The organism is Nocardiopsis dassonvillei (assembly GCF_964273065.1).
In the GTDB taxonomy this organism is placed as follows: domain Bacteria; phylum Actinomycetota; class Actinomycetes; order Streptosporangiales; family Streptosporangiaceae; genus Nocardiopsis; species Nocardiopsis dassonvillei_B.
Window position 1 is genome coordinate 2,073,662 of the sequence record NZ_OZ186815.1, and the last position, 20,696, is coordinate 2,094,357.

Consider the following 20,696-nt stretch of genomic DNA (forward strand, 5'->3'; position numbering starts at 1 on the left):
GGCCGATGGGTTTCGCGCAGCTCTACTACACCTCGTGCGAGCACGGGCTGTCGGGGTACGCGGGCTACCAGTTCAACGCGGCGACGCCGGGTGTGGACCAGCGGGTGCTGCGGGAGGTGGAGCGGTTCACCGTGTACGAGCCGCCCGGCGGACGGGTGGAGGAGCACCCGGTGAACCTGTGCTACTCCCCCGACCTGGGCGGATACCCGGTTGTGAGCCGGATCGTGTCCTGCGGGCCGGACCCGTCGGGCCGGCCCGGGAACTACTTCGCGCACAGCCTGGTGGGGGCGGGCGGGCCGCTGGCGGCGGAGCTGTGGGACGCCGAGTTCTGGACGTCGGCGCCGGTGGCCGACCCGGACCTGCCGGTGCTGGAGGTGCCCGGCGGCCCGCTGGGGCGGGACCGCACCGGGGCCTGGGTGCGCCGCCACCCGCCGGAGCTGGTGGTTCGGCTGCTGGCGGCGGTGGACGCCGCGGTCGGCGGGGACCGCCCGGTGGTGCTGGTCGCCGACAGTGCGACGGTGGCGCACTGGGTGGCGGCGCTGGCACACCTGCTGCCGCCGGACCGGGCCCGGGGCATGGCGTTCGCGACCTACAGCGCCGACCCGCAGGAGACGTTCGCCCACGTGCTGGGGGTGCCGCCGGGAGGCGACCTGGAGCCGCTGCGGGGCCGGTTCACGGTGGTGGACCCCGTGGTGGGCGCGGTGGACGCGCTGCCCGAGCCGCCGCCCGCGGCCCGGGCGGCGGCCGCCCGGGCGGTGGCGGCGGGCACGGCGGGGGCCGAGGGACTGTGGCGGGCGGCCGAACGGTACGCGGGCGGCCGGGAGGCGTCGCTGGCGGAATGGTTCCCGGTGCTGGCCGCCGCCGACCTGCTCACGGGCACCGCCGGGACCGGCCCCGCGGGAGGCGGGCCGGCGGTGGAGCTCCGGGCGGTGCGCACCTGGCTCCCGGCGGCGGTGGAGTGGCTGCCCGCGGCGGACGCCGCGGCGCTGGCGGGCCGGGTGGTGGACGAAGGCCCGGCGGACGACCGCGTCCTGTCCGACCTGCAGCGGGTGGCGCACCGCACGGGCTCCCCCGGGCTGATCGGCCGGATGGACCGGCTGCTGGTCCACCGCTGCCTGGACGGGATCGTGGCGGGGGCGGCGGCGCCGGTGGCGCTGCCGATGCGTTCCGAACCGGTGCGGGAGGCGGCCCGGGAGCGGATCGCGGACCTGCTGTCGGTGCCGTTCCCCGAACCCGGTGACCGGGCGTCCGGCGCCCAGGGGTGGACACCGCCGGAGCGGGCGGTGGAGCTGCTGCGCTGGGCCCGCGCCTGCGGTCTCGTGCCGTCCGCGCTGGCGCTGGAGCGGTACGGGCGGGGGGTGGTGGGCCCGCTGTTGGCGGCGGCCCCGCCGCAGGAGGCCCTCGACCCGGCGGTGGCGGCCCTGCTCGCCGGTCACCCGGAGGTGCGGCGCGGGGCGGCGGTCCGGCTGTCCGGCCTGCCCCGGGCCCGGCTGGGCGTGCTGGCGTCCGGGCCGGTGGGCGCGCTGTTCACCGGGGACCGTGACGGCGGTGCGCTGCTGTGCGAGCTGCGGCGGCTGGGCCTGGACCGCCGTGAGGACCCCGCCCGGCTGCTGGCGGGCGTGGTGGGGATCCGCGCCGCGGGCAGGGCCGCGGGCGCCCCCGGGGCGGCGGTGCACGACGTGGACGCGTCGCTGCTGACGGAGGTGTGGGGGCACGGCCACGGGCCCCGGGCCGCGCTGCGCACGCTGCGGGCGCTGGGGCCGGAGGTGCTGACGGCTCCGGACGTGGCGGAGTGGTTGTGCGCGCCCCTGGTCGCCGCTCCCCCGGTGGGCGCCGAGCCCGCCTGGCACGCCCTCGCCGAGGAGGTGGCCGGGCACCCGCTGTGCGGCGTCGTCCCGGAGGAGGCGGTACAGGTGCTCGGGGACCGTGAGGCGCTGGGCACGGCCCTGGCCGCCTGGTCGCCGGCGCTGGACTCGGGTACGGTGCCCGGTCCCGTGCAGGGCGACGGCCACAGGCCGGGTACCGGTCCGGCCCTCCGGCCCGGTGATCCCGCCGCCGGGCTGTGGTCCCTGCTGGCCCGGGCGCACCCCGCGGCCGCCGACGTGTTCCTGCGGGCGGTGGCCGCCCTGCTTCTGGACCGGTGGACGCCCCGGACGGCGGCGCGGGTACTGCGTGAGTGTCCGGCGCAGGTGTTCGTCGCCTACCGGGAGACCGCAGCCCACCGGCTGTGCGACGACCCGCCGGACACCGGCACCGCGGCCCGCGTGTACCTGGCGGCGGTGCGTCCCGAGCTCGGCGCGGAGCGGGCGGCGACCGTGGAGCGGGAGGTGCTCCTCCCCGCCCTGGCCTGCTGGGGACGGCGCGACACCGCACGGGTGCGGCGGCTGCTGCCGCGGGAGGAGGCTCCCGGGTTCGGCACGTGGGTACGGCGGCACCGGTCCCGGCGCCGCCTGTTCGGGGCCCGGGGAGGTGGCCGGGATGAGCGGTGACCGCGGGCGCGACGACGGGGCGGCCCGGCCCGGAGGCGTCCTCATCGGCGTCCTGGCACTGGTCGCGGCGGGCGCCGCGGCCGTGGCGTTCCGCTGGTGGATCCTGGCGGCGGCGGTCAGCCTGCTGGTCGGGGCCGGGGCGCTGGCCGCGGTGGCCGGACTGTCCGTGCTCACCTGGCTGTACCTGCGCGAGGTGCACCGGATCATGTTCGGCGGCGGCCATCCCGCCGGGCCCGGCTCCGAGGGGCGCGAGGAGCCCGCCCACCGGGGCTACCACGGCGGCCCGGCCTGGTGGGACCTGTGCGCCGCGGTGCGGCACACCTGGCGGGTGTCCGCCCTGTGGGGGGCGCTGCTGCTCCCCCACGTCGCCGCCCACGCCCTGATCGTGGGCGTCTACCTGGCGGCCGCCTGGGCCCTGGCGGGGGCGCTGCGGCTGGTGGACACCGGGCTGCGGGTGGTGCGCCGGATCCGCATGGTGTGCCCCGAGTGCTACCGGCGGCTGCCCTACCCCGCCTACCTGTGCGGCCGCTGCGGGCGGCGGCACGACACGGTCCGGCCGGGGGCGCACGGCCTGCTGCGGCGGCGCTGCCTCTGCGACCGCACCCTGCCGACGCTGATCCTGCTGGGCGCCGCCGACCTGGAGACGCTGTGCCCGTACTGCGACCGGCCGCTGGAGCACCGGCCGGGGGAGGCGCGCGAGTTCCTGCTGCCGCTGTTCGGCGGCACGGGGGCGGGCAAGACCCGGCTGGCGGCCGGGCTGCACCTGGCCCTGGGACAGGCGGCCCGGCACGGGTCGGACTCCTACCTCGAACCGCTGGGCGAGGAGGCGGCGCGGCTCTCCCGGGAGGGCGAGCGGGTGCTGGCCCCCGACCACCGCACCCGGCCGACCCCGCCGGGCCGCAAGGTGCGCGCGGCGACGGCGCGGCTGGGCGCGGGTCGGCGCTCCCTGGTCCTCCAGGTGTTCGACGCCGCCGGGGAGCGGTTCAACCGCTCCACCACCGCCGAGGAGCTGGCGTACCTGTGCGAGGCGTCCACGTTCGTGCTGGTGGTGGACCCGCTGGGAATACCGGCGGTGTGGCGCTGCCTGACCGCCGACGAACGCGCCCGACTGGCCGGGGCGCGTTCGCACACCCGCGACCCGGAACTGGCCTACGGGGCGGTGAGCGACGAGGTCCAGCGGTACCGGCGGGCACCGGGACGCGGCCCGGCCGGCCGGCTGGCGGTGGTGGTCACCCGCGGTGACCTGGTGCGGGGCACCTCCGTGGACCCGGGCGCGGTCCCGGTCCGGGAGTGGGCCGAGCACCGCCTGGGGCTGGGGAACCTGCTGGCCCGGGCGGAGGCGGACTTCGGGTCGGTGCGGGTGTTCCTGACCTCGGCGGTGGTCGGCCCCGACGGGCGGGCCGACCCGAGCCTGCACGCGCTGTCGGCCTGGCTGCTGCGGACCCAGGGGCGGGCGTTCGCCGCGCTGGCGTCCGGCCCGGTGGCCGCCCCCACGGGGGGTGCGCGGTGAGCCCGCCCCCGCGCGGCCACCGGGTGGCGCGCCGCTCCATCGCTCTCGCCGTGTACGTGCTGGCCGTGGCCCTCACCCTGGCGCTGGCCGCGGCGCTCCTGCGCGAGGGGGCCGAGATGATCCGCCTCACCTGGGAGTACGCCGCCCACCGCTCCGGCTGATCCGGGCGCGTCCACCGCTCCGCCATCGCAGCCCCGGGTGCGCGGGACCGCGGCCGGTCCGGGATCATGGGGCGGTACCGGACCGCAGTCACCAGGAGGAACACCGTATGGCCGTCTACGCCGTCACCTACACCTACGCGGAGGACAGCGACGCCGCTCGCGACGAGCACCGCCCCGCGCACCGCGAGTACCTGAACGGGCTCTCCGAGCAGGGCGTCAACCTGGTCTCGGGCCCGTTCGGCGCCCAGGACCCCGCCGGGGCGCTGCTGCTGTTCCGCGCCGGGTCCGCCGAGGAGGTCCGCTCCCTGGTCGAGAAGGACCCCTTCGTGCTGGCGGGTGTGGTCGCGGACTCGCAGGTCCGCGAATGGATCGCGGTGCTGGGCCCGCTGGCCGGGCACCTGGAGCCGTAGGGAGGATCCGGGGCGGCGGCGCGCCGGGGCGCCGCCGCCCCGGCGGCCCTTGTCAGAGCAGGCCCTGCTCCTCGTGGTAGCGCCGCGCCCCGGCGTGCGGGGTGTCCGGGTCGATCCCCGCCAGCGCGTTCTCCACCCGCACCCACTCCCCGTGCGCCGCCTCGGCCAGCCCCTCGTACATGGTCTTCACCAGCAGGTGGGCGAGTTCCCCGTCCAGCCCGGGAGAGGCGTAGAGGGTGTCCCACGCGCCCACCAGGGTGAGTTCCTCGTCCTGGCCGATATAGGTCTGCGCGTCGATGGTGACCGGGGAGTAGAAGGAGACCCCATCGGCCGCCTTCTCCGCGACTTCGCGTCCGAGGTCCAGAACGCGCACCTCGTATCCGAGGGAGTCGATGGTGTCCACCTCCCCCGCGGGCAGATCGTCCATGACCAGGTACGCGTCCGCCACGTTCTCCTCGAACAGGCCCCGGCCCAGGGGCGTGTCGCGGTCCTCGACGAACGCGACCCGGCCCGCCAGGCCGACCGCCTCCAGGACGAGGGTTCCGGCGAACCCGGTGTCCTCGGGATGGGCGCCGTCCCCCAAAGCGACGGTCCGGCCGCTCAGGTCGTCCAGGGTGCGGATGTCGGAGTCGGACGGGACCACGAAGTGGAGCGCTCCCGAGGGGCGGACGTTGCCCAGGGACCGCACGTTCTCGATGCCCTCGACCGGCCCTGCCTCGGGCGTCCCGGTGACGGCACTCCGGTGGAGCACGTTCGAGGACATGAGCACGTGGACCCGGTACGGCTGGTCCGGACGGACCCCCTCCACGTCGCCGAGCAGGGCGGCGAAGTCGACCGCGGGATCGCGCGCGGCGTCCACTTCGAAGGTGGCCTGCGCGATCTCCTCGCTCCACAGTTCGGCGAGCTTGCCGCTGATCCCCCGCGGATCTCCGTAGTGGTGATCCTGTGGCTGTACGTAACCGAGCACGTAGCCACCCGCGTAGGCGGGCGCCTCCGTCTCCGCCACCACCGGGGGCTCGGCCGCCGGGTCCCGCGAGAAGGGGTCCAGGTACACCAGGCCCGCTCCCAGGCCCACGGTCACCAGCGCGACACCGGTGACCAGGGGCTATTTGCGTGAACGACGGGGCTGCCGGGCCCCGCCGGGGGATGTGTTCACTCATGTCCTTTCAAGGACGAGATCTTCTGTTGTGCGGCGGGATCATATGCCCTTTCGGTTTCCTGTTCGCGAAACGGACGCCTTCCGCGACATGAACGCCTCCGCCCCGGGGTCACCCGGGGAGAAGGCCGCTGTCCTTCAGCCACCGGGGGTCGGGCTCGACCCTCTGGAGGATCTCCACGAACAGCCCCTGGGGCGCGGCGACCTGGAAGCGGTACTGCCCCCACGGCTCCCGGACCAGGGGCAGGACGATCTCCAGCCCGGCCTCGCGCAGGCGCTTCTCCTCCGCCTCCACGTCGGGGACGAGGAAGGCCACCAGGGCTCCGGCCACCGACCGGCCGCGCAGGCCCTCCGGGGAGGAGCCGTGGTCGCGGGCGACGAAGTCCAGTGAGAAGTTCCGGTGCCGCGGGTGCTGGGTGTTGACGTACCAGCCGATGTCGACGCCGAGTTCGAAGCCGAGGTGCTCGACGAACCAGTCGGCGGCGGCCCGGGGCTCGTCGCACAGGACGGCGGTACCGATGAGGTCCACATGCATGGTGGCTCCTTGGGGTAGGCTGTTGACCACTTCGACCAAAGTACTACAGACAAAGTTGTCAGGGCAACTCCCTCTTCCGGCGGGCACCGCGGGGCGGGGAGGCGTCCCTGCCCATCCGAGAACAGAGGAGGTAGGAGATGGTCCGCAGGAACCCCGAACGCCGCCGCGCCCTCCTGGACGCAGCCATCGACGTGCTCGCCGAGGAGGGTGCGCGGGGACTGACCTTCCGCGCCGTGGACGCCCGCGCGGGCGTCCCCACCGGGACCGCGTCCAACTACTTCACCGACCGCGCCCAGCTGCTGCTGCAGGCGGGCGCCCACGTCCACGTGCGGCTGACCCCCACCGAGGAGTTCATGGCGTCGTTCACCGACGCCGAGCCCGGCCGGGAGCAGACCCGCGCGGGCATGCACGACCTGCTGCGCCGGATCCGGGCCGACCGCAACGGCTACCTGGCCCTGCTGGAGCTGCGCCTGGAGGCCAACCGGCACCCGGGCATCCGCGCGGAGCTCACCCGCACCATCCGCGACACCCTGGAGGACAACGTGCGCCTCCACCTCGAGGGCGGCTTCCCCGGGGACCGCACCACCGTGGTCACGCTCTACCTGGCGATGACCGGCCTGTTCCTGGAATCCCTGACCCTGCCCGACGTGCTGGGCGACGACGACGTCGACGCCCTGGTGGACCGGATGGTCGACACCATCGTCCCCCCGGCCTGACCGGCCCCGGACGCGCCGAAGGCGGGCCGCGGCCCGCCTTCGGTGTACGTCGCGGCGCCTAGCGCCGGGTCCGCGTGTTCGGCTCCCCTCGCGGGGAGTCCTGGCCGGGGGCTCCGGCCTGCGGCGGGACGCCCTGGTCCGGAGCGGCCCGGCCGGGCCCCGCCTGCCCCCGGGCCCCCCGGTGTCCGGCGTTCTCCTGGGAGAAGGCCTGCCGCGCCCGCTCGTCGCGCTCCTTGCGGACGAAGCGCTCGCTCTCGCCCAGGAGCATCGTGGTGAGCCACACGGCGGCGCCGACGTCGTCGGTGAGGCCGAGCAGCGGCACGAACAGTTCGGGGATGAAGTCGATCGGCGAGACGATGTAGAGCCCCAGGGCGACCATCCCGAGCAGCTTGGCCCCGCTCATCTCGGGGTAGCGGCCGCGGACCTTGGCCCACAGCATGCGCGGGACGGCGCCGGCCCGCTGCCACACGGAGATGCCGCTGTCCGTGTTCTGGATGACCTGCCAGGCGGCGGCGCCCGCCGCGGCGCGGTTTTCCTTGCGCATCGTTCGTCTCCTCTGGGGGCGCTTGACTTCTCACGATATGACGCGAAGTCCGCTCTCATCGTTCCCGGTGGAGCCGACATGAACCCGGAAGAGACCAACATGACACCCGGCCGCGCACAGGAGGAGGGGTTCACACCACCCCCTGCCCCACCACACGCCACCCACGTCACGCCGGGCGGGAAAAACCGGGGTGCGGTTGTCCACAACCGGACCCTGGTCCCTGGTGACGGGAGAAAAAGGAGGGCATTCTAGGGGGGTCGCCAGAACAGCGCCCAGCCAGGAACGGAGTACCGAAAAGCCAGACAGAGGACACTCCGAAGAACAAATCCATCCAAAAGACCAGACAGTTATAATCGACACCGTGACCCGAGGGCCCACCCTGGCCACATGCGGTCACCGACGCCCCGCCCCCGGCGGGCGGGGGCGAGCAGAGCGCGGACGAACCATCCTCCACGGCCTGTCCGACGGGCCCAGGGCCGAACACCGTTCGGCTCGAGGGCCGAGATCACCGCTCTTCCCCCGGCGATCGCAGAAAACGCGAGACCTCCCGCGCCCTGGCACACATTCGTTACGATGCGACCGAGTGGGGCATTCCACGCGGAAGGCCATCCGGCATATCCCACCCCAGCGCGCAGAACCGATGGAGCTTGCCCAGTGTCCACAGCCCTACCTCGGTCGGCGACGGCCGTCGCCCTGTTGGCGGACATCCCCAGCACGGGCCACGTGGGCGAGGTCCGGGCGCAGCGCTTCTCGATGCACGGCGACGGCATCGGCGAACGCAGCGCCGCGTTCGTCGCCTTCGCCCGCCAGCAGACCGCCGCGGGCCGCAAGATCGTCGCGCTGTACCCGTCCTGGCGGGCGGACGACGCCCGACGGGCCGTGAACTTCGCGCGCGGGTCCCTGTGCACCGACGACATCGCCGGCGTCCCGCTGGACCTGGCGCCCCTGGCCCTGTCCCTGGTCGCCGACCAGCTCGCCTACCTGGCCCCGTACCTGCCGCCGGGGATGGTGGCCGCGCTGTCCTCCGAGCTGCCCCGCCACCTGCTCGCGGGAGCCTGGCTCAGAACCGTGTCGGGCCTGGAGGCCATCCCCACCTCGGTGCGCCAGCACATGGGTTCGTACGCCCCGACGGTGTCCTTCCTGGCGTACTGCGCGCCCGTACAGCGGGTGGAGCGGCTGCGGCCCTCGGAGGTGGCCCGGCGGCTGCCGTTCCGGCCGGTGCAGCCGGTGCAGCTGCTGTGCTCGGTGCCGGACCCGACCATCACGGGGACGTTCGACGACAACCTGCCGCAGGCGATCCAGCCCGTCGCGACCCGCACCCTGCCCGCGCAGCCGCTGGGGCCCGAGTACTGGGGGACCGCCAAGTACGTGGAGTTCGTGGCCCTGAGCGCCCACCCGCAGGCGCTCGCCTACGCGGCCGGAGCGCTGCGGGCCTCGGCCTGCTCCTGGTGCGGCGAACCGATGACGGCGGCTCCCTGCCCGTTCTGCGCCTCGGGTTCGGCCCGCAGCCCGCTGCGGACCCGGATGGCCCCGCCCGCCGACGAACCCCCGCAGGTCACCGACACCGGGACCTGGACCCGGCCGGAGCCCCGGACCCGACCTCCCGCGCCCGGTCCGCGCCCCGCGGCGCCTGCGGAGGACGCCTCCGCCGACCGGAACCGCGTCGAGCGTCCGCCCACCGCCTCCGCCTGGGCCGCACCGGCGGCCAACGGCGCGCACCCGAACGCGGACGCCCCCGCAGGCCGTACCCCGGCGGTGCCCGCCGAGGACGGGGCCGGGCCGGCCCCCCACGGCACCGGCCCGGTCCCCGCGGCCGCGCCCCCGGGGCCGCCCGCCTTCCTGCCCGCCACCGGCAGCGGAGCCCTGCCCGTGGACACCGCCGCCGCCTGGGCCGCACGCGCCGCCAACGGCCACCGCACCGCCGACGCACCGCACCGCCCGCCCACGGCCCCCGGACCTTCCCCCACACCGCCCACGGGGACCGGGGAGGATGCTCCCCCGCCCGCCGGGACCCACCCGGACACGTCCGCGGCCCCGGGCGCCGGGACCCGTCAGGGTGGCATCCCGGCCGCCACCGGCAGCGGAGCCCTGCCCGTGGACACCGCCGCCGCCTGGGCCGCACGCGCCGCCAACGGCCACCACAGCGCCGACACACCGCACCGCCCGCCCACGGCCCCCGAGGTCCGGGAGGGCGGACCCCCTCCCCAGGGCGGCCGGGTGCCCCCCGGTGCGCGCGGCGGAGCGGCCGGGGCGATGCTCACCGGCGGGGCGGCCGTACCGGGCGCCGACCGCGACCACCCGCGGTACGGCGACCACCACCTGCCCCTGGAGGCCGAGGCCCTCCCACCGATCACCGTCGACGAGGACGCCTGGCACTCCACGGCCGACGGGTTCCCCCACGGCGCTCCCCGCCGCACCGACCCCGGACCACCCGGGGCCCCCTCCCCCGGGCCCCATGACGAAGCACCGACCAACGACCCCGACCGATCCGAGAACCCGCCGCTCGCGGGACGCGCGCCGCGCCCCGGAACCCCCCGGACCTACTCCCGGTAGGCCCCGGCCCGGACGGGTCGCCCGCAACGAGCCTGGAAACGGAAAACAGACCTCCCATGAACCCCCGCCAGCGACGCGGCGTCCTCCTCATGGTCGTGGCCGCCCTCGGAGCCGTCGCCGTGTTCTTCTCCGTGTTCACCTACCTCGACGCCCGGGAGGAGCAGCTCGGCGAATTCGCCACCGTGCTGCGCCTGACCGACGACGTCGACGCCTACCAGCCCCTGGGCCCGGACTCCGTGGAGACCGTGCAGGTGCCCAGCATGTACTTCGACTCCGAGGTGTTCCTCTCCGACCTGTCCGAGGTCGAGACGCCCGCGGACCAGGAGCTCGTCGCCGCCTCCCACCTGGAGGCGGGCGTCTACCTGCAGCGGGGCATGGTGCAGCCGCAGCCCACCCTCACCACCGGCGAGCGCGAGATCGCGATCATGGTCGACGCCGAGACCGGGGTGGCGGGCAAGGTGCAGCGCGGCTCCTTCGTCGACATCTACGCCACCTTCCAGCCGCGCGACCACGGCCAGGCCTGCGCGGTGCGGGTGCTCACCGAGGTCGAGGTCCTCGACATCGGCGAGCTGCGCACCCAGGAGACCGACACCGGCGGCGTCGCCGGGGTCGTCCCGGTCACGTTCCGGCTGGATCCGGAGGCGGCACTGCGCCTGGCCTACGCCGAGGACTTCTCCACCAAGATGCGCCTCGCCCTGGTGAGCGCGGCCGGGGGCGGCTCCCCCGGCGAGTCCGAGTTCTGCAGTGAGGACATGGACGGACTGGCCGGCCAGGGCTCGCCCGACGAGGGCAGCGGGACCGGCGGGGACACCCGCCCCGCTCCGGGGGGTGACCGGTGAACTTCCGCGTACTGGCGGGCATGCCCACCTCCGAAGCGGAGATGGTGCTGGCCGCGCGCTTCGACGAGCTGGCCTCCGCCGACCTGGTCGCCACCCGCTCCACCACCGCGGCGCTCATCGACGCCGCCGGCGAGTTCCCCGAACTCGACGTCGTCCTCATCCACCAGGACCTGGGCCCGGCCCCGGCCTTCGACGCCATCCGCGACCTGTCCCACCGGCACCCGCAGCTGGCGATCCTGCTGGTGTCGTCGAGCATGGACGCCGACACCTTCACCGGGGCCATGGAGGCGGGCGCGCGCGGCGTGCTGTCCGCCGACTCCGGCCTCGCCGAACTGGAGAACCGGATCGCCCGGGCCGCCGACTGGTCGCGCACCCTGCGCCGCCACCTGGAGTCGGCCTCCCTCGACCTGCCCGCCTCGGGGGTACGGGGGCGGGTGCTGGCGCTCAGCGGCGCCAAGGGCGGGGTGGGCACCACCACCTGCGCGGTGCACCTGGCCTACACGGCGGCCGCCGCCGGGCGGGTGGTGTGCCTGGTCGACCTGGACCTGCAGACCGGCGACCTGCCCGCGTTCCTCAACCTGCGCCACCGCCGCTCCATCGGCGACCTGGCCGGAACCGGCGACGAGATCACGCCGGGGATGCTGGCGGAGACCCTGTACGTGGACACGCGCGGCCCGCACGTCCTGCTCGCCCCCGAGCACGGCGAACGCGGGGAGGACATCTCCGCCCGGGTCGCCCGCCGGGTGCTGACCGCGCTGCGCTCCCGCTACGAGCTGGTGGTGGTGGACTGCGGCGCGACCATGAACGAGGCCACCGCCATGGCGGTGGAGCTGGCCGACCGGGCCGTCGTCACCGTCACCCCCGACGTGCCCGCGCTGCGCGGCGCCCAGCGGCTGATGGGGATGTGGGAACGCCTCCAGGTCCGCTCCCAGCAGGACGTGTACGCGCTGGTCACCCGGCACAGCCGCAAGAACGAGATCCAGCCGGACTTCCTGCGCCACCTGCTGGGCGCCAAGGTGCTGCGCACACCGGTGCCCGCCTCCTACCGGGGCCTGGAGCCGGGCGAGAACAACGGCGACCCCACCCGGGTCACCGACGAGGGGCTGCGCAAGGCGTTCTCCCGGCTGGCCGCCGAACTGGACCTGCTGAGCCCGCCCGCCCAGCCCGGCAACGGCAAGGGCGGGACGGCCACCCCGCCGGGCGGCCTGTCCGGGATGCGCTCGGGGATGGACGGCGGCCTGCCCACCCGCGACGTGTCGGGGTTCGTGCACGCCTCACCGGAGCCGGGCCGGCCGGGGGTGCCGGGCGGCCCGCCGCACGACACGGGGGGCCGCGGTGGGTTCGGTGCCTGACCGCCGCGGAACGCGGAGCGGCCCCCGGCGCCGCGCACACCCCGGCGCCCGGCCCCCGGGCCGCGGCGGGGGCTCCGACCGGGGCGGGGTGATCGTGGAGTTCGCCGCGGTGGTGCCGTTCCTCATGCTGGCGCTGGCCCTGGTGTGGCAGGTGCTGCTGCTCGGCATCACCTCCATGTACGCCTCGCACGGTGCCGCCGAGGCGGCCCGGCAGGCCTCGGTCACCCCCGACGACCCGGCCCGCATCGACGAGGAGGCCCGCAAGCGGGTCCGCGCCCCCTGGGACGGAGAGGACGTGATGACCGTGGAGGTCGTCGAACGCGACGGGGTCCGCCACGCGCGGGTCACCCTCGCGATGCCGATCTTCCTGCCGGGGGCGGCCGGCCCCTGGGACGTCAGCGCCGAGTCGCGGATCGTCACCGAGGTCGTCCCGCGCTCGGGTGTGGGCGCTCCGGGAGAGGCGGGGTCGCATTGAACGCCCCCCGGCGCCGATCCCACCGCCCCGACCGGCGCGGCCGCTCCCGCCGCACCGCCCGGAACCGCCGCGACGACCGGGGCGGGCCGCTGCTGGAGTTCGCCATGGCGTTCCCGGTGCTGCTGCTCACCGCGGTCATCGCCATCGAGGCGTTCCTGGCGTTCGTGGCCGCCGAGCGGCTGGAGTCGGCCGCCCGCGCCGGGGCCCGGGTCGCCGGGATCCAGGGCCTGGAGGGCGCCGAGGCCACCGCGCGCGAGTCGCTGCCGTCCTGGCTCGACGGCGCGACCGTCACCGGCGGCGCCAACGACCACGAGGGCTTCTACGTGCAGGTGTCCCACCCGCTGCCGGTGGTGTTCTCGTCCGCCGGGTTCGGGCTGACCGTGACACGACGGGTGGACATGCCGAATGTGTGACAGGGGCGGGGCGGGAGCGCGCGCGAGGGGGCGCCGGACCGCCGAGGCGGCCGGGGGAACCGGAGGAACCGGGGGAAGGAGTCGGGGATGGGCCTGAAGGACCGGCTGGAGGAGGACCGCGCCACCGAGGCGCGCACCGACCGCGGCAGCGTCACGCACTGGCGGCGGCGCCTGCTGGAGGAGATCAACCTGGAGGACCTGACCCGGCTCACCCTGGCCCAGCGCCGGGTGCGGCTGGAGAAGGTCGTCGGGCACATCCTCACCCGTGAGGGCCCGGTGCTGTCGGACCGGGAGCGCTCGGTGCTCATCCGCAGGGTGGTCGACGAGGCGCTGGGGCTGGGCGTCCTCGAACCCCTGCTCGCCGACGAGAGCATCACCGAGATCATGGTGAACGGGCCCGACAACGTGTTCATCGAACGCGGCGGGCGCATGCAGCGCGTCGACGCCTCGTTCAACGGCGAGGAGCAGCTGTACCAGACCATCGACCGCATCGTGTCCCTGGTCAACCGCCGGGTGGACGAGTCGTCGCCCATGGTGGACGCCCGCCTGCCCAGCGGTGAGCGGGTCAACGTCATCATCCCGCCGCTGTCGCTGTCCGGTCCGGTGCTCACCATCCGGCGGTTCCCCAAGCCCTACCCCATCGACGAGCTCGTGCGGATGGGCAGCCTGGACCAGGCCACCGGGGTACTGCTCTCGGCGATGGTGCGCTCCCGGTTCAACCTGGTGGTGTCCGGCGGCACCGGCACCGGCAAGACCACCTTCCTCAACGCCCTGTCGGCGTTCGTGCCGCCCACCGAGCGCATCGTCACCATCGAGGACTCCGCGGAGCTCCAGCTGATGCAGGAGCACGTGGTGCGGCTGGAGTCGCGCCCGCCCAACATCGAGGGCCGGGGCGCCGTCGCCATCCGCGACCTGGTGCGCAACGCGCTGCGGATGCGGCCGGACCGGATCATCGTCGGCGAGGTCCGCGGCGAGGAGACCATCGACATGCTCCAGGCCATGAACACCGGCCACGACGGGTCGCTGGTGACCGTGCACGCCAACTCCGCCGACGACGCCATCCACCGCATCCAGACGCTGGCGACCATGGGCGACGGCCGGATCCCCTACGAGGCGATCCGCGACCAGATCAACAACGCCGTGGACGCCATCGTGCACCTGGGCCGCTGGCCGGACGGGTCCCGGCGGGTCAACGAGATCAGCGTGGTGTCGTCCAGGCGCCGCGAGGAGTTCCGGCTGGATCCGGTGCTGCGGTTCGAGGCGCTTCCGCTGGGGCCCAACCGGGCGGTGGAGGGGCGGTTCCTGCACTTCCCGCTGCCCCGGCACATCGCCGAGCGGATCTACCACGCGGGCGAGGCCGTGCCGGCGACGTTCGGCGTGGCGCCCGCCGAGGGGCGGGGCGAGTGAAGGCGGCGGCCGGGGCGCGGTCGGCCCCCACGACACGAAAGGAGCCGCGGTGAACTGGCAGACGGCGGCGATCCTCGCCGGGCTGGCCGCGGTGCTGCTCATCGCGCTGGCGGCGCTGTGGCAGTTCGTCAGCAGCGCCGAGCAGCGGCGGCTCATCGCCGCGCGCAGCGCCCTGGACCAGGCCGAGTACGCGGCGTCCACCCCCATGGCCCGGCTGGAGCAGGCCCTGCACCGCACCCAGTGGGGCGCCCGGCTGTCCCGCCGGATCGCCCGGTCGGGCACGGACCTGAAGGTGTCCACGTTCGTGGTCGCCCTGGCCGGCGGCTCGCTGCTGGCGGTGCTCGTGGTGTGGCAGGTGCTGGCGCCGTTCTTCGGGCTGCTGGCCGCGGCGGGGGTGGCGTTCCTGTTCTTCTCCTACCTGAACCGGGCCGAGGCCAAGCGCCGCGAGGAGTTCACCGGGCAGCTCCCCGACCTGGCACGGGTGCTGGGCAACGCCACCTCCGCCGGGCTGGCGCTGCCGACGGCGGTGGCGATCGCCGCCGACGAGCTGGACGGCCCGGCCGGTGAGGAACTGCGGCGGATGACCGAGTCCATGAAGCTCGGCGCCTCGTTCGAGGAGGCCGTCGCCGAACTGCGCGAACGCATGCCGTCCCGGGAGCTGGGGGTGCTGCTGTCGACGCTGCTGGTGGCCTCCCGCTCCGGGGGTTCGCTGGTGACTGCGCTGCGGAACATCTCCACCACCCTGGAGAACCGCAAGGAGACCCGGCGCGAGGTGCAGACCATCCTCAGCGAGACCACCAGCACCGTGTGGGCGCTGGGGTTCATGTCGGTGGGGGCGCTGTTCCTGATCAACGCCATCGAGCCGGGCATCCTGCGCACCATGACCACCTCCCCGGCGGGCGTCGGGGTGCTGCTGGTGGTGGCCGCGCTGTTCGCCACCGGTTTCGCGCTGGTGTCCCGCATCACCAAGTTCGACCTGTAGGAGCCTTTTCCGATGAGCCTGTCCTGGGTCCTGCCCCTCGTGCTGTCGGCCGCCGCCGCCCTGGTCTTCCTGGTCGCCGTGTACGGGGTGTTCCTGATGATGTCGCAGACCCGGGTGCGGGTGGACGATCCGGCGCCGCCCCCCGCCAAGGAGGAGCGGATGTTCGTCCTGCACCGGATCACCGAGGGGCTGGGGCGGCCTTTCTCGGGAGTGGTGCTGGAGTCGCTGGGCGAGTCGCGGCGGCGGTCGGTCTCCCGGCGCATCGAGGCGGCGGGGCGCCCGGACGGGCTCACCCTGGAGCGGTACCTGCGGCGCAAGATCGGCGAGATCGCGCTGTACGGGTCCCTGGGGACGCTGATGTTCCTGGCCGGCAACCCCCTGCTGGGGGTCATCGTGCTGGCGTTCGCGGGGCTGACCGACCTGAACCTGTACGTCCAGGCGCAGGAGCGCGCCGACCGGGTGCAGGCCCAGCTGCCGGACTTCCTGGACGTGCTCGCGGTGACGGTCAGCGCGGGGTTGTCGTTCCGGGCGGCGGTGGCGCGGGTGGCCGAGTCGATGCCGGGGGTGCTGGCCGACGAGTTCACGCTGGCGCTGCGCCAGATGGAGCTGGGAACCTCCCGCCGGGAGGCGTTCGAGATGCTGCGCCGCCGCAACCGCAACGACTCGCTGAGCAAGTTCGTGACCGCCATCCAGCAGGCCGAGGAGCTGGGCGCGCCGCTCAGCGACACGCTGGTGACCATCAGCCAGGACATGCGCCGCGCCGACGCCCAGTACATGCGGCGCAAGGCGCAGCGGCTGAACCCGCGTGTCACCATGATCACCGCGGTGACCCTGCTGCCGGGGCTGCTGCTGCTCATCGTCGGCTCGATGTTCCTGGGCACCGAGGTCGATCTCGGTGCCATTCTCGGCGGTTAGCTCCGGCGGGGCTCCGCCGGGACGGCGGGCCGGGTGGCCGTCACCGGGCCCGCGGCCCGGAGCGCGTACCCGGTGCGCATCCCGGCGCTGCGCACCGGTTCGTCCCGGAAGGCGGACGCCGGCTCCGGCCCGGAGCCGGACACGGCCGCCCCGGGCGTCGCCGGGGCCGCCCCCTCAGGCTCAGAGGACGCCCGTCCGGAACAGCATCACCACCAGCACGCCGATCAGCAGGGCGACCACGGTGCCCGCGTTGACCAGCAGTGCCGTCCGGTCGCCCGTCGACGTGTCGCGCACCATCGTGGCGGTGGTCCCGGCGGCCTCCCCCCGCGCGTCCCACCCGGGTGCGGGCGTCGCGTCGACCGGCGCGGTGTGTACGCCGAACCCCGTGTCCGGCGCGGGCACCGGTGGCGTTCCGGCGACCGGCGGCGCGGCGGGGGCGGCGCCCGCGACGGCCGAGCCCTCCAACGTCATCGGGTCCGTGTAGATCCCGAACCCCGGGGAGCCCCCTCCCGGGGCGGGGGCGGCGCTCCCGGCCGCGGGTACCCCGGGCACGGCGGCGGTGGCCGGGCCCCGGGCATCGGGGACCCGCGGAACGGTCGTGTCGTCCGCGCCCGCGGGGGTGGCGGAGCGGCCCGGGAGAACGCCCGCCCCGCCGGCGGCCACGGGAACAGCCGGGGCCGTCGTCTCCCCGGTGCCCGCAGCGGTACCGGAACCGCCCGTGCCCGCCGCCCGGTCGACCACGGCACCCGCGTTCAGGACCGTGGTGTCGTCCGCACCCGCGGAACCGCCGGCACCGCCCGAAGCGACGCCCACGACCGGGACGGTCGTCTCGTCGGCCCCCTCAGGGCCACCGGTGCCGCCCGCGCCACCGCCATCAACAGCAGCACCCGTGACCGGGACGGTCACCTCGTCCGCACCCTCAGAACCACCAGAACCCCCCGCACCGCCGCTGTCGGCCGCGGCAACCGGAACGGTCGCCTCCTCCGTCCCGGAGGGGGCATCGGAAGCGCCCGTACCCGCACCGCCGCCGTCAACGACGGCACCCGGCTCCAGAACCGTGGTGTCATCCGCGCCCGCGGAACCGCCGGCGCCGCCCGGGCGGGCATCCGCACCGGCCACGACGCCCGCCGCGGCCAGCGCCGCCGAGCCGTCCGAAGCGTCCGCGCCGTCAGAGGCTTCTGCGGCGGCCCCGGCGGCCCCGGCGGCTCCTGTACCACCGCGCCGTGCGGCCTTCCCCCCGCTCCCCGGGAGCACCGCGCGCAGGCGGACCGCCGTGGGCTCCCCGTCGCGTCCGTCCAGGTGGCTCAGGGCCGCCGCCAGTGCCTCATCCGCCGGGGGCCGCTCCCCCGGCTCGGGCGACAGCGCCCGCGCGACCACCCCGCGCAGGCCCTCCGGCACCCCCTCCAGGTCCACGGCGTCCTGCCGGGCCCGCCGCTCCATCTCCACCAGCGCCGCCCTGCGGCCCAGACGGGCCGCGGGCGACTCGCCGAACGGCTCCCGCCCCGTCGCCGCCAGCACCACCAGGCATGCCCACCCGAACACGTCCGCCGCCGCCGTCGACAGCCCGTCCTCGTACACCTCCGGAGCCGTCCACCCCGGGACGCCCCGCAGTCCCGGCACCGCCGGGGCCTCCGCCCGGCGCCCCAGCCCCGTGTCCAGCAGGCGGGGCCCCGCGTCGGTGAGCACCAGCACGTCCGGCCCCACCTCCCCGTGCGCGGTCCCCTCCCCGTGCAGCACCGACAGCGCCTCGGCCACCGCGGCCGCCAGCATCACCGCACCCCACTCGGGCAGCGCCCCCCGCGCGGCCACGTGCCTGCGCAGGTCCGGCCCCGGCTGGTCGGGCAGCACCGCCCACGGCCGCCCGTCGAGCTCACCCGTGTCCACCGCACCGACCGCGCACACCCCCGCGTCCCGGGGCTCGGGAAGCGCCTCGGGAGCGGCCTCAGCCGCCGCCAGGGCGAGCACCACCGGTTCTCCGCCGTTGCGGCGCGCCGCGTACAGGACACCTCCGCCGGTGTCGGCGACCCTGCCCTCGATCCGGTATCCGCCGACCTCCGGCGGGTCATCGGAGGTGAGGGGCTCGGTGCGCGCGCAGAGGCTCTGCGAGGGGTGCGACGTCATGAGGGGTATGCCTCCGTTGTCCTGTTCCGATACCGCACATCGTCGCGCCTGGAACGCCCCCCGGCAAACCGTTGACCGCTCCCGGCCGCCCGCACCCGCCGCCCCCGGCCGCCACCGTCCCCGGCCGCGCACGCGGCCCCTCCCCGGGGGATCGGGGAGGGGCCGCTCAGGGGATGGGCGATGGGGTGGGTGTTACAGCCTGACCGTCCTGCTCGCCGTGGCGCTCACGCCGTCGGCGTCCGTGACGGTCAGCGTGACGACGTAGGTGCCGGGGCCCGGGTAGAAGTGCCAGGTGCGGGCGCCGCCGCCGGTGTACCCGTCACCGAAGTCCCACGCGTAGGACACGATCGGGGCGTCGCCCGCCGTGGGGGAGGAGGCGTCGAACTCGCAGATGTACCAGAAGGTGTAGCAGCCGCCGCTGAAGTCGGCCGTGGGCCCCTCGCCGCCGCCGGGGGACCCCACCGAGACGGTCGCGGTGGTGCTGTCGGTCGCCCCGGAGTCATCGGTGACCGTGAGGGTCACGGTGTAGTCGCCCTCGGCGCCGTAGGTGTGCTCCACGGTGGCGCCGCTGTCGCCCGCGCCGTCGCCGAACTCCCACTCCCAGCCGGTGACCTCACCGTCGGAGGTGGAGGCGGAGCCGTCGAAGGAGCAGGTCAGGGTGGTGTCGTCGCAGGTGTGGGTGATCGCGGCGACCGGTCCGCCGGGCGGGTCGGCGTCGCCGTCGGCCGGGAAGATGTCGGGGTCGCCGACGTCGAGCAGGGGCTCGTGGTACCCGTCTCCGGAGGTGTCGTTCCAGTCCTGGTTGCCGGCCGAGACGAGGGTGTCGTAGATCGCCATGACCCCGTTGCGGTCGCCGGGCTTGGCGTTGCCGGCGGCCAGCAGCGCCAGTCCGCCCGCGGCGTGCGGGGAGGCCATGGAGGTGCCGCTCATGGTCTGGTACCCGCCTCCGGGCGCTGTGGAGAGGATGCAGGAGCCGGGGGCGGTGATCTCGACGACCTGGCCGAAGTTGGAGAAGTAGGACAGGGTGTCGTCGGCGTCGCGGGTGCAGGAGAGGGGTCCGCCGCTGCCGCCGGGAGCGCCGTCGGAGTCCGCCATCGAGGACACGGTGAGCACGTCGGGGTGGTTGGCGGGGAAGAAGTTCGCCGCGTTGCGGGAGCTGTTGCCCGCGGCGACCGCGAACGCCACACCGGCGTCGACGGCCGAGGCGATCGCCTGGCTGAGCGCCTGGTCGGTGCACCCCTCGCAGCCCAGGCTCATGTTGGCGACGGCGATGGCCCCGGCGTTCGCCGCGACGTAGTCCACTCCGGCGGTGATCCCCGCCAGGCTCCCGCTTCCGCCGGCCGTGAGCACCTGGACGTTCCAGATGTCCGCCCCGGGGGCCATGCCGACGACCCCCTCGCCGTTGTCGATGGCTCCGATGCTGCCCGCGACGTGGGTTCCGTGCCCGTTCCCGTCGGTGGCGGTGTTGGCGACGCAGGTACCGCTGGTGCAGTTGACGGACTTCACGACGTTGAGGTCGGGGTGGGCCCCGTCGACACCGGTGTCCAGCACGGCGACGGCCACGTCGGGGACGTAGTCGTCCTGCCCGTTGATGGCGAGGCTTGGGTTGTCGGGGGCGAAGGTGCGGGCGATGCCGTCGGGCACGTCCTGTTCGAAGGTGTGGACCGGCTGGTCCTCCTGGACGTAGGCCACCTCCGGGTCCCGGAGGAGGTCGGCGGCGTCGGCCGCGCTCATCTCGGCCGCGTAGCCGGTGAGGGCGTGCTCGTAGACGCCGATGGGGTCGTCGCCGTTGCGTTCGGCGACCTCTTCGGGGGTGGCGGCGTCGTCCAGGACGACGATGTAGACGCGCTCGGTGGTGTCGGAGGTGTCGAGGAAGTCCGGGACCTCCTCCGCGAGGGCCGGTGCTGCGAACATGACAGGTAGCAGGGCGAAGGCCGCGAGGGCCGCGCCTACCTTGCTCTTGCGCATGGTGCGGAGAACCCTTCGGGGGGATGGTGGGGGACGGGGGATGTGGAAGGGTGGCCACCCGGGATCAGGATCCGTCACGGAGGGCGACCCTGACCATCCGTGTCCACTACGTAACTTCGACCCCGCCGGGGGGTCCTACGTAGTGCCCCC

At 75.1% G+C, this 20,696-nt stretch carries 18 protein-coding genes; 13 read left to right on the top strand and 5 right to left on the bottom strand.

The genetic code is table 11. The features are described from left to right. Positions 1 to 5: 5 nt before the first annotated feature. The 4 genes from ACSUPR_RS09225 (at position 6) to ACSUPR_RS09240 (ending at position 4,570) form a co-directional block, all read left to right on the top strand. Positions 6 to 2,489, top strand: a complete 2,484-nt coding sequence (locus tag ACSUPR_RS09225) for a GTPase-associated protein 1-related protein (protein ID WP_436890731.1) — start codon at positions 6 to 8, stop codon at positions 2,487 to 2,489. Then, entirely contained in the window at positions 2,479 to 3,999 is a 1,521-nt protein-coding gene (locus tag ACSUPR_RS09230; RefSeq protein ID WP_436890732.1) for a TRAFAC clade GTPase domain-containing protein, read from the top strand. The genes ACSUPR_RS09225 and ACSUPR_RS09230 overlap by 11 nt, the downstream gene beginning before the upstream one ends. Beyond that, complete coding sequence (locus ACSUPR_RS09235; RefSeq protein WP_436890733.1) at positions 3,996 to 4,160, top strand: hypothetical protein; 165 nt, start codon at positions 3,996 to 3,998, stop codon at positions 4,158 to 4,160. The genes ACSUPR_RS09230 and ACSUPR_RS09235 overlap by 4 nt, the downstream gene beginning before the upstream one ends. 107 nt (positions 4,161 to 4,267) lie before the next feature. Continuing rightward, on the top strand, positions 4,268 to 4,570 hold the full coding sequence (locus tag ACSUPR_RS09240; protein WP_436890734.1) for a YciI family protein: 303 nt from the start codon (positions 4,268 to 4,270) through the stop codon (positions 4,568 to 4,570). Between the two features lie 52 nt (positions 4,571 to 4,622). Here the strand turns inward: ACSUPR_RS09240 and ACSUPR_RS09245 are convergent, their stop codons facing one another. Together ACSUPR_RS09245 and ACSUPR_RS09250 are read right to left on the bottom strand one after the other, a co-directional pair. Beyond that, entirely contained in the window at positions 4,623 to 5,651 is a 1,029-nt protein-coding gene (locus ACSUPR_RS09245) for a TAXI family TRAP transporter solute-binding subunit (protein WP_436890735.1), read from the bottom strand. Positions 5,652 to 5,838: 187 nt separating this feature from the next. Further along, a complete protein-coding gene (locus ACSUPR_RS09250) occupies positions 5,839 to 6,261 on the bottom strand; it encodes a VOC family protein (protein ID WP_436890736.1) in 423 nt (140 codons plus the stop codon). A gap of 137 nt (positions 6,262 to 6,398) precedes the next feature. Here ACSUPR_RS09250 and ACSUPR_RS09255 point away from each other — a divergent pair, with 137 nt between their 5' ends. Beyond that, positions 6,399 to 6,977, top strand: coding sequence for a TetR/AcrR family transcriptional regulator (locus ACSUPR_RS09255; RefSeq protein WP_436890737.1), 579 nt, complete (start codon positions 6,399 to 6,401; stop codon positions 6,975 to 6,977). 58 nt (positions 6,978 to 7,035) lie between these two features. Here ACSUPR_RS09255 and ACSUPR_RS09260 read toward each other — a convergent pair whose 3' ends face one another. After that, complete coding sequence (locus tag ACSUPR_RS09260) at positions 7,036 to 7,521, bottom strand: YkvA family protein (protein WP_436890738.1); 486 nt, start codon at positions 7,519 to 7,521, stop codon at positions 7,036 to 7,038. Between the two features lie 654 nt (positions 7,522 to 8,175). Between ACSUPR_RS09260 and ACSUPR_RS09265 the strand changes: the two genes are divergently transcribed. From ACSUPR_RS09265 to ACSUPR_RS09300, 8 genes are all read left to right on the top strand, one after another. Further along, entirely contained in the window at positions 8,176 to 10,074 is a 1,899-nt protein-coding gene (locus ACSUPR_RS09265; RefSeq protein WP_436890739.1) for a hypothetical protein, read from the top strand. Between the two features lie 56 nt (positions 10,075 to 10,130). Further along, the gene (gene cpaB, locus ACSUPR_RS09270; RefSeq protein ID WP_436890740.1) at positions 10,131 to 10,913 is read left to right on the top strand and encodes a Flp pilus assembly protein CpaB; all 783 of its coding nucleotides are present in this window, start codon (positions 10,131 to 10,133) and stop codon (positions 10,911 to 10,913) included. After that, on the top strand, positions 10,910 to 12,265 hold the full coding sequence (locus ACSUPR_RS09275; RefSeq protein WP_436890741.1) for an AAA family ATPase: 1,356 nt from the start codon (positions 10,910 to 10,912) through the stop codon (positions 12,263 to 12,265). Before cpaB ends, ACSUPR_RS09275 begins: the two co-directional genes overlap by 4 nt. Before the next feature lie 94 nt (positions 12,266 to 12,359). Continuing rightward, positions 12,360 to 12,740 (top strand): pilus assembly protein, encoded by a 381-nt coding sequence (locus ACSUPR_RS09280; RefSeq protein WP_436890742.1) that lies wholly within the window; start codon positions 12,360 to 12,362, stop codon positions 12,738 to 12,740. Beyond that, positions 12,737 to 13,153 (top strand): TadE/TadG family type IV pilus assembly protein, encoded by a 417-nt coding sequence (locus ACSUPR_RS09285; RefSeq protein WP_436890743.1) that lies wholly within the window; start codon positions 12,737 to 12,739, stop codon positions 13,151 to 13,153. Before ACSUPR_RS09280 ends, ACSUPR_RS09285 begins: the two co-directional genes overlap by 4 nt. Before the next feature lie 87 nt (positions 13,154 to 13,240). Next, positions 13,241 to 14,560 carry a CpaF family protein gene (locus ACSUPR_RS09290; protein WP_436890744.1) on the top strand — a complete coding sequence of 440 codons (1,320 nt, stop codon included), beginning with the start codon at positions 13,241 to 13,243 and terminating at the stop codon, positions 14,558 to 14,560. Between the two features lie 49 nt (positions 14,561 to 14,609). After that, positions 14,610 to 15,542, top strand: a complete 933-nt coding sequence (locus ACSUPR_RS09295) for a type II secretion system F family protein (protein ID WP_436890745.1) — start codon at positions 14,610 to 14,612, stop codon at positions 15,540 to 15,542. Between the two features lie 12 nt (positions 15,543 to 15,554). Further along, positions 15,555 to 16,457: a type II secretion system F family protein gene (locus tag ACSUPR_RS09300; protein ID WP_436890746.1), complete on the top strand. Its 903-nt coding sequence runs from the start codon at positions 15,555 to 15,557 to the stop codon at positions 16,455 to 16,457. A gap of 180 nt (positions 16,458 to 16,637) precedes the next feature. On the opposite strand, the gene ACSUPR_RS09305 is transcribed toward ACSUPR_RS09300, so the two are convergent. Beyond that, the gene (locus ACSUPR_RS09305) at positions 16,638 to 18,578 is read right to left on the bottom strand and encodes a protein kinase domain-containing protein (RefSeq protein ID WP_436890747.1); all 1,941 of its coding nucleotides are present in this window, start codon (positions 18,576 to 18,578) and stop codon (positions 16,638 to 16,640) included. A 192-nt stretch (positions 18,579 to 18,770) separates the two neighbouring features. Next, complete coding sequence (locus ACSUPR_RS09310; RefSeq protein WP_436890748.1) at positions 18,771 to 20,492, bottom strand: S8 family serine peptidase; 1,722 nt, start codon at positions 20,490 to 20,492, stop codon at positions 18,771 to 18,773. Positions 20,493 to 20,696: the final 204 nt, after the last annotated feature.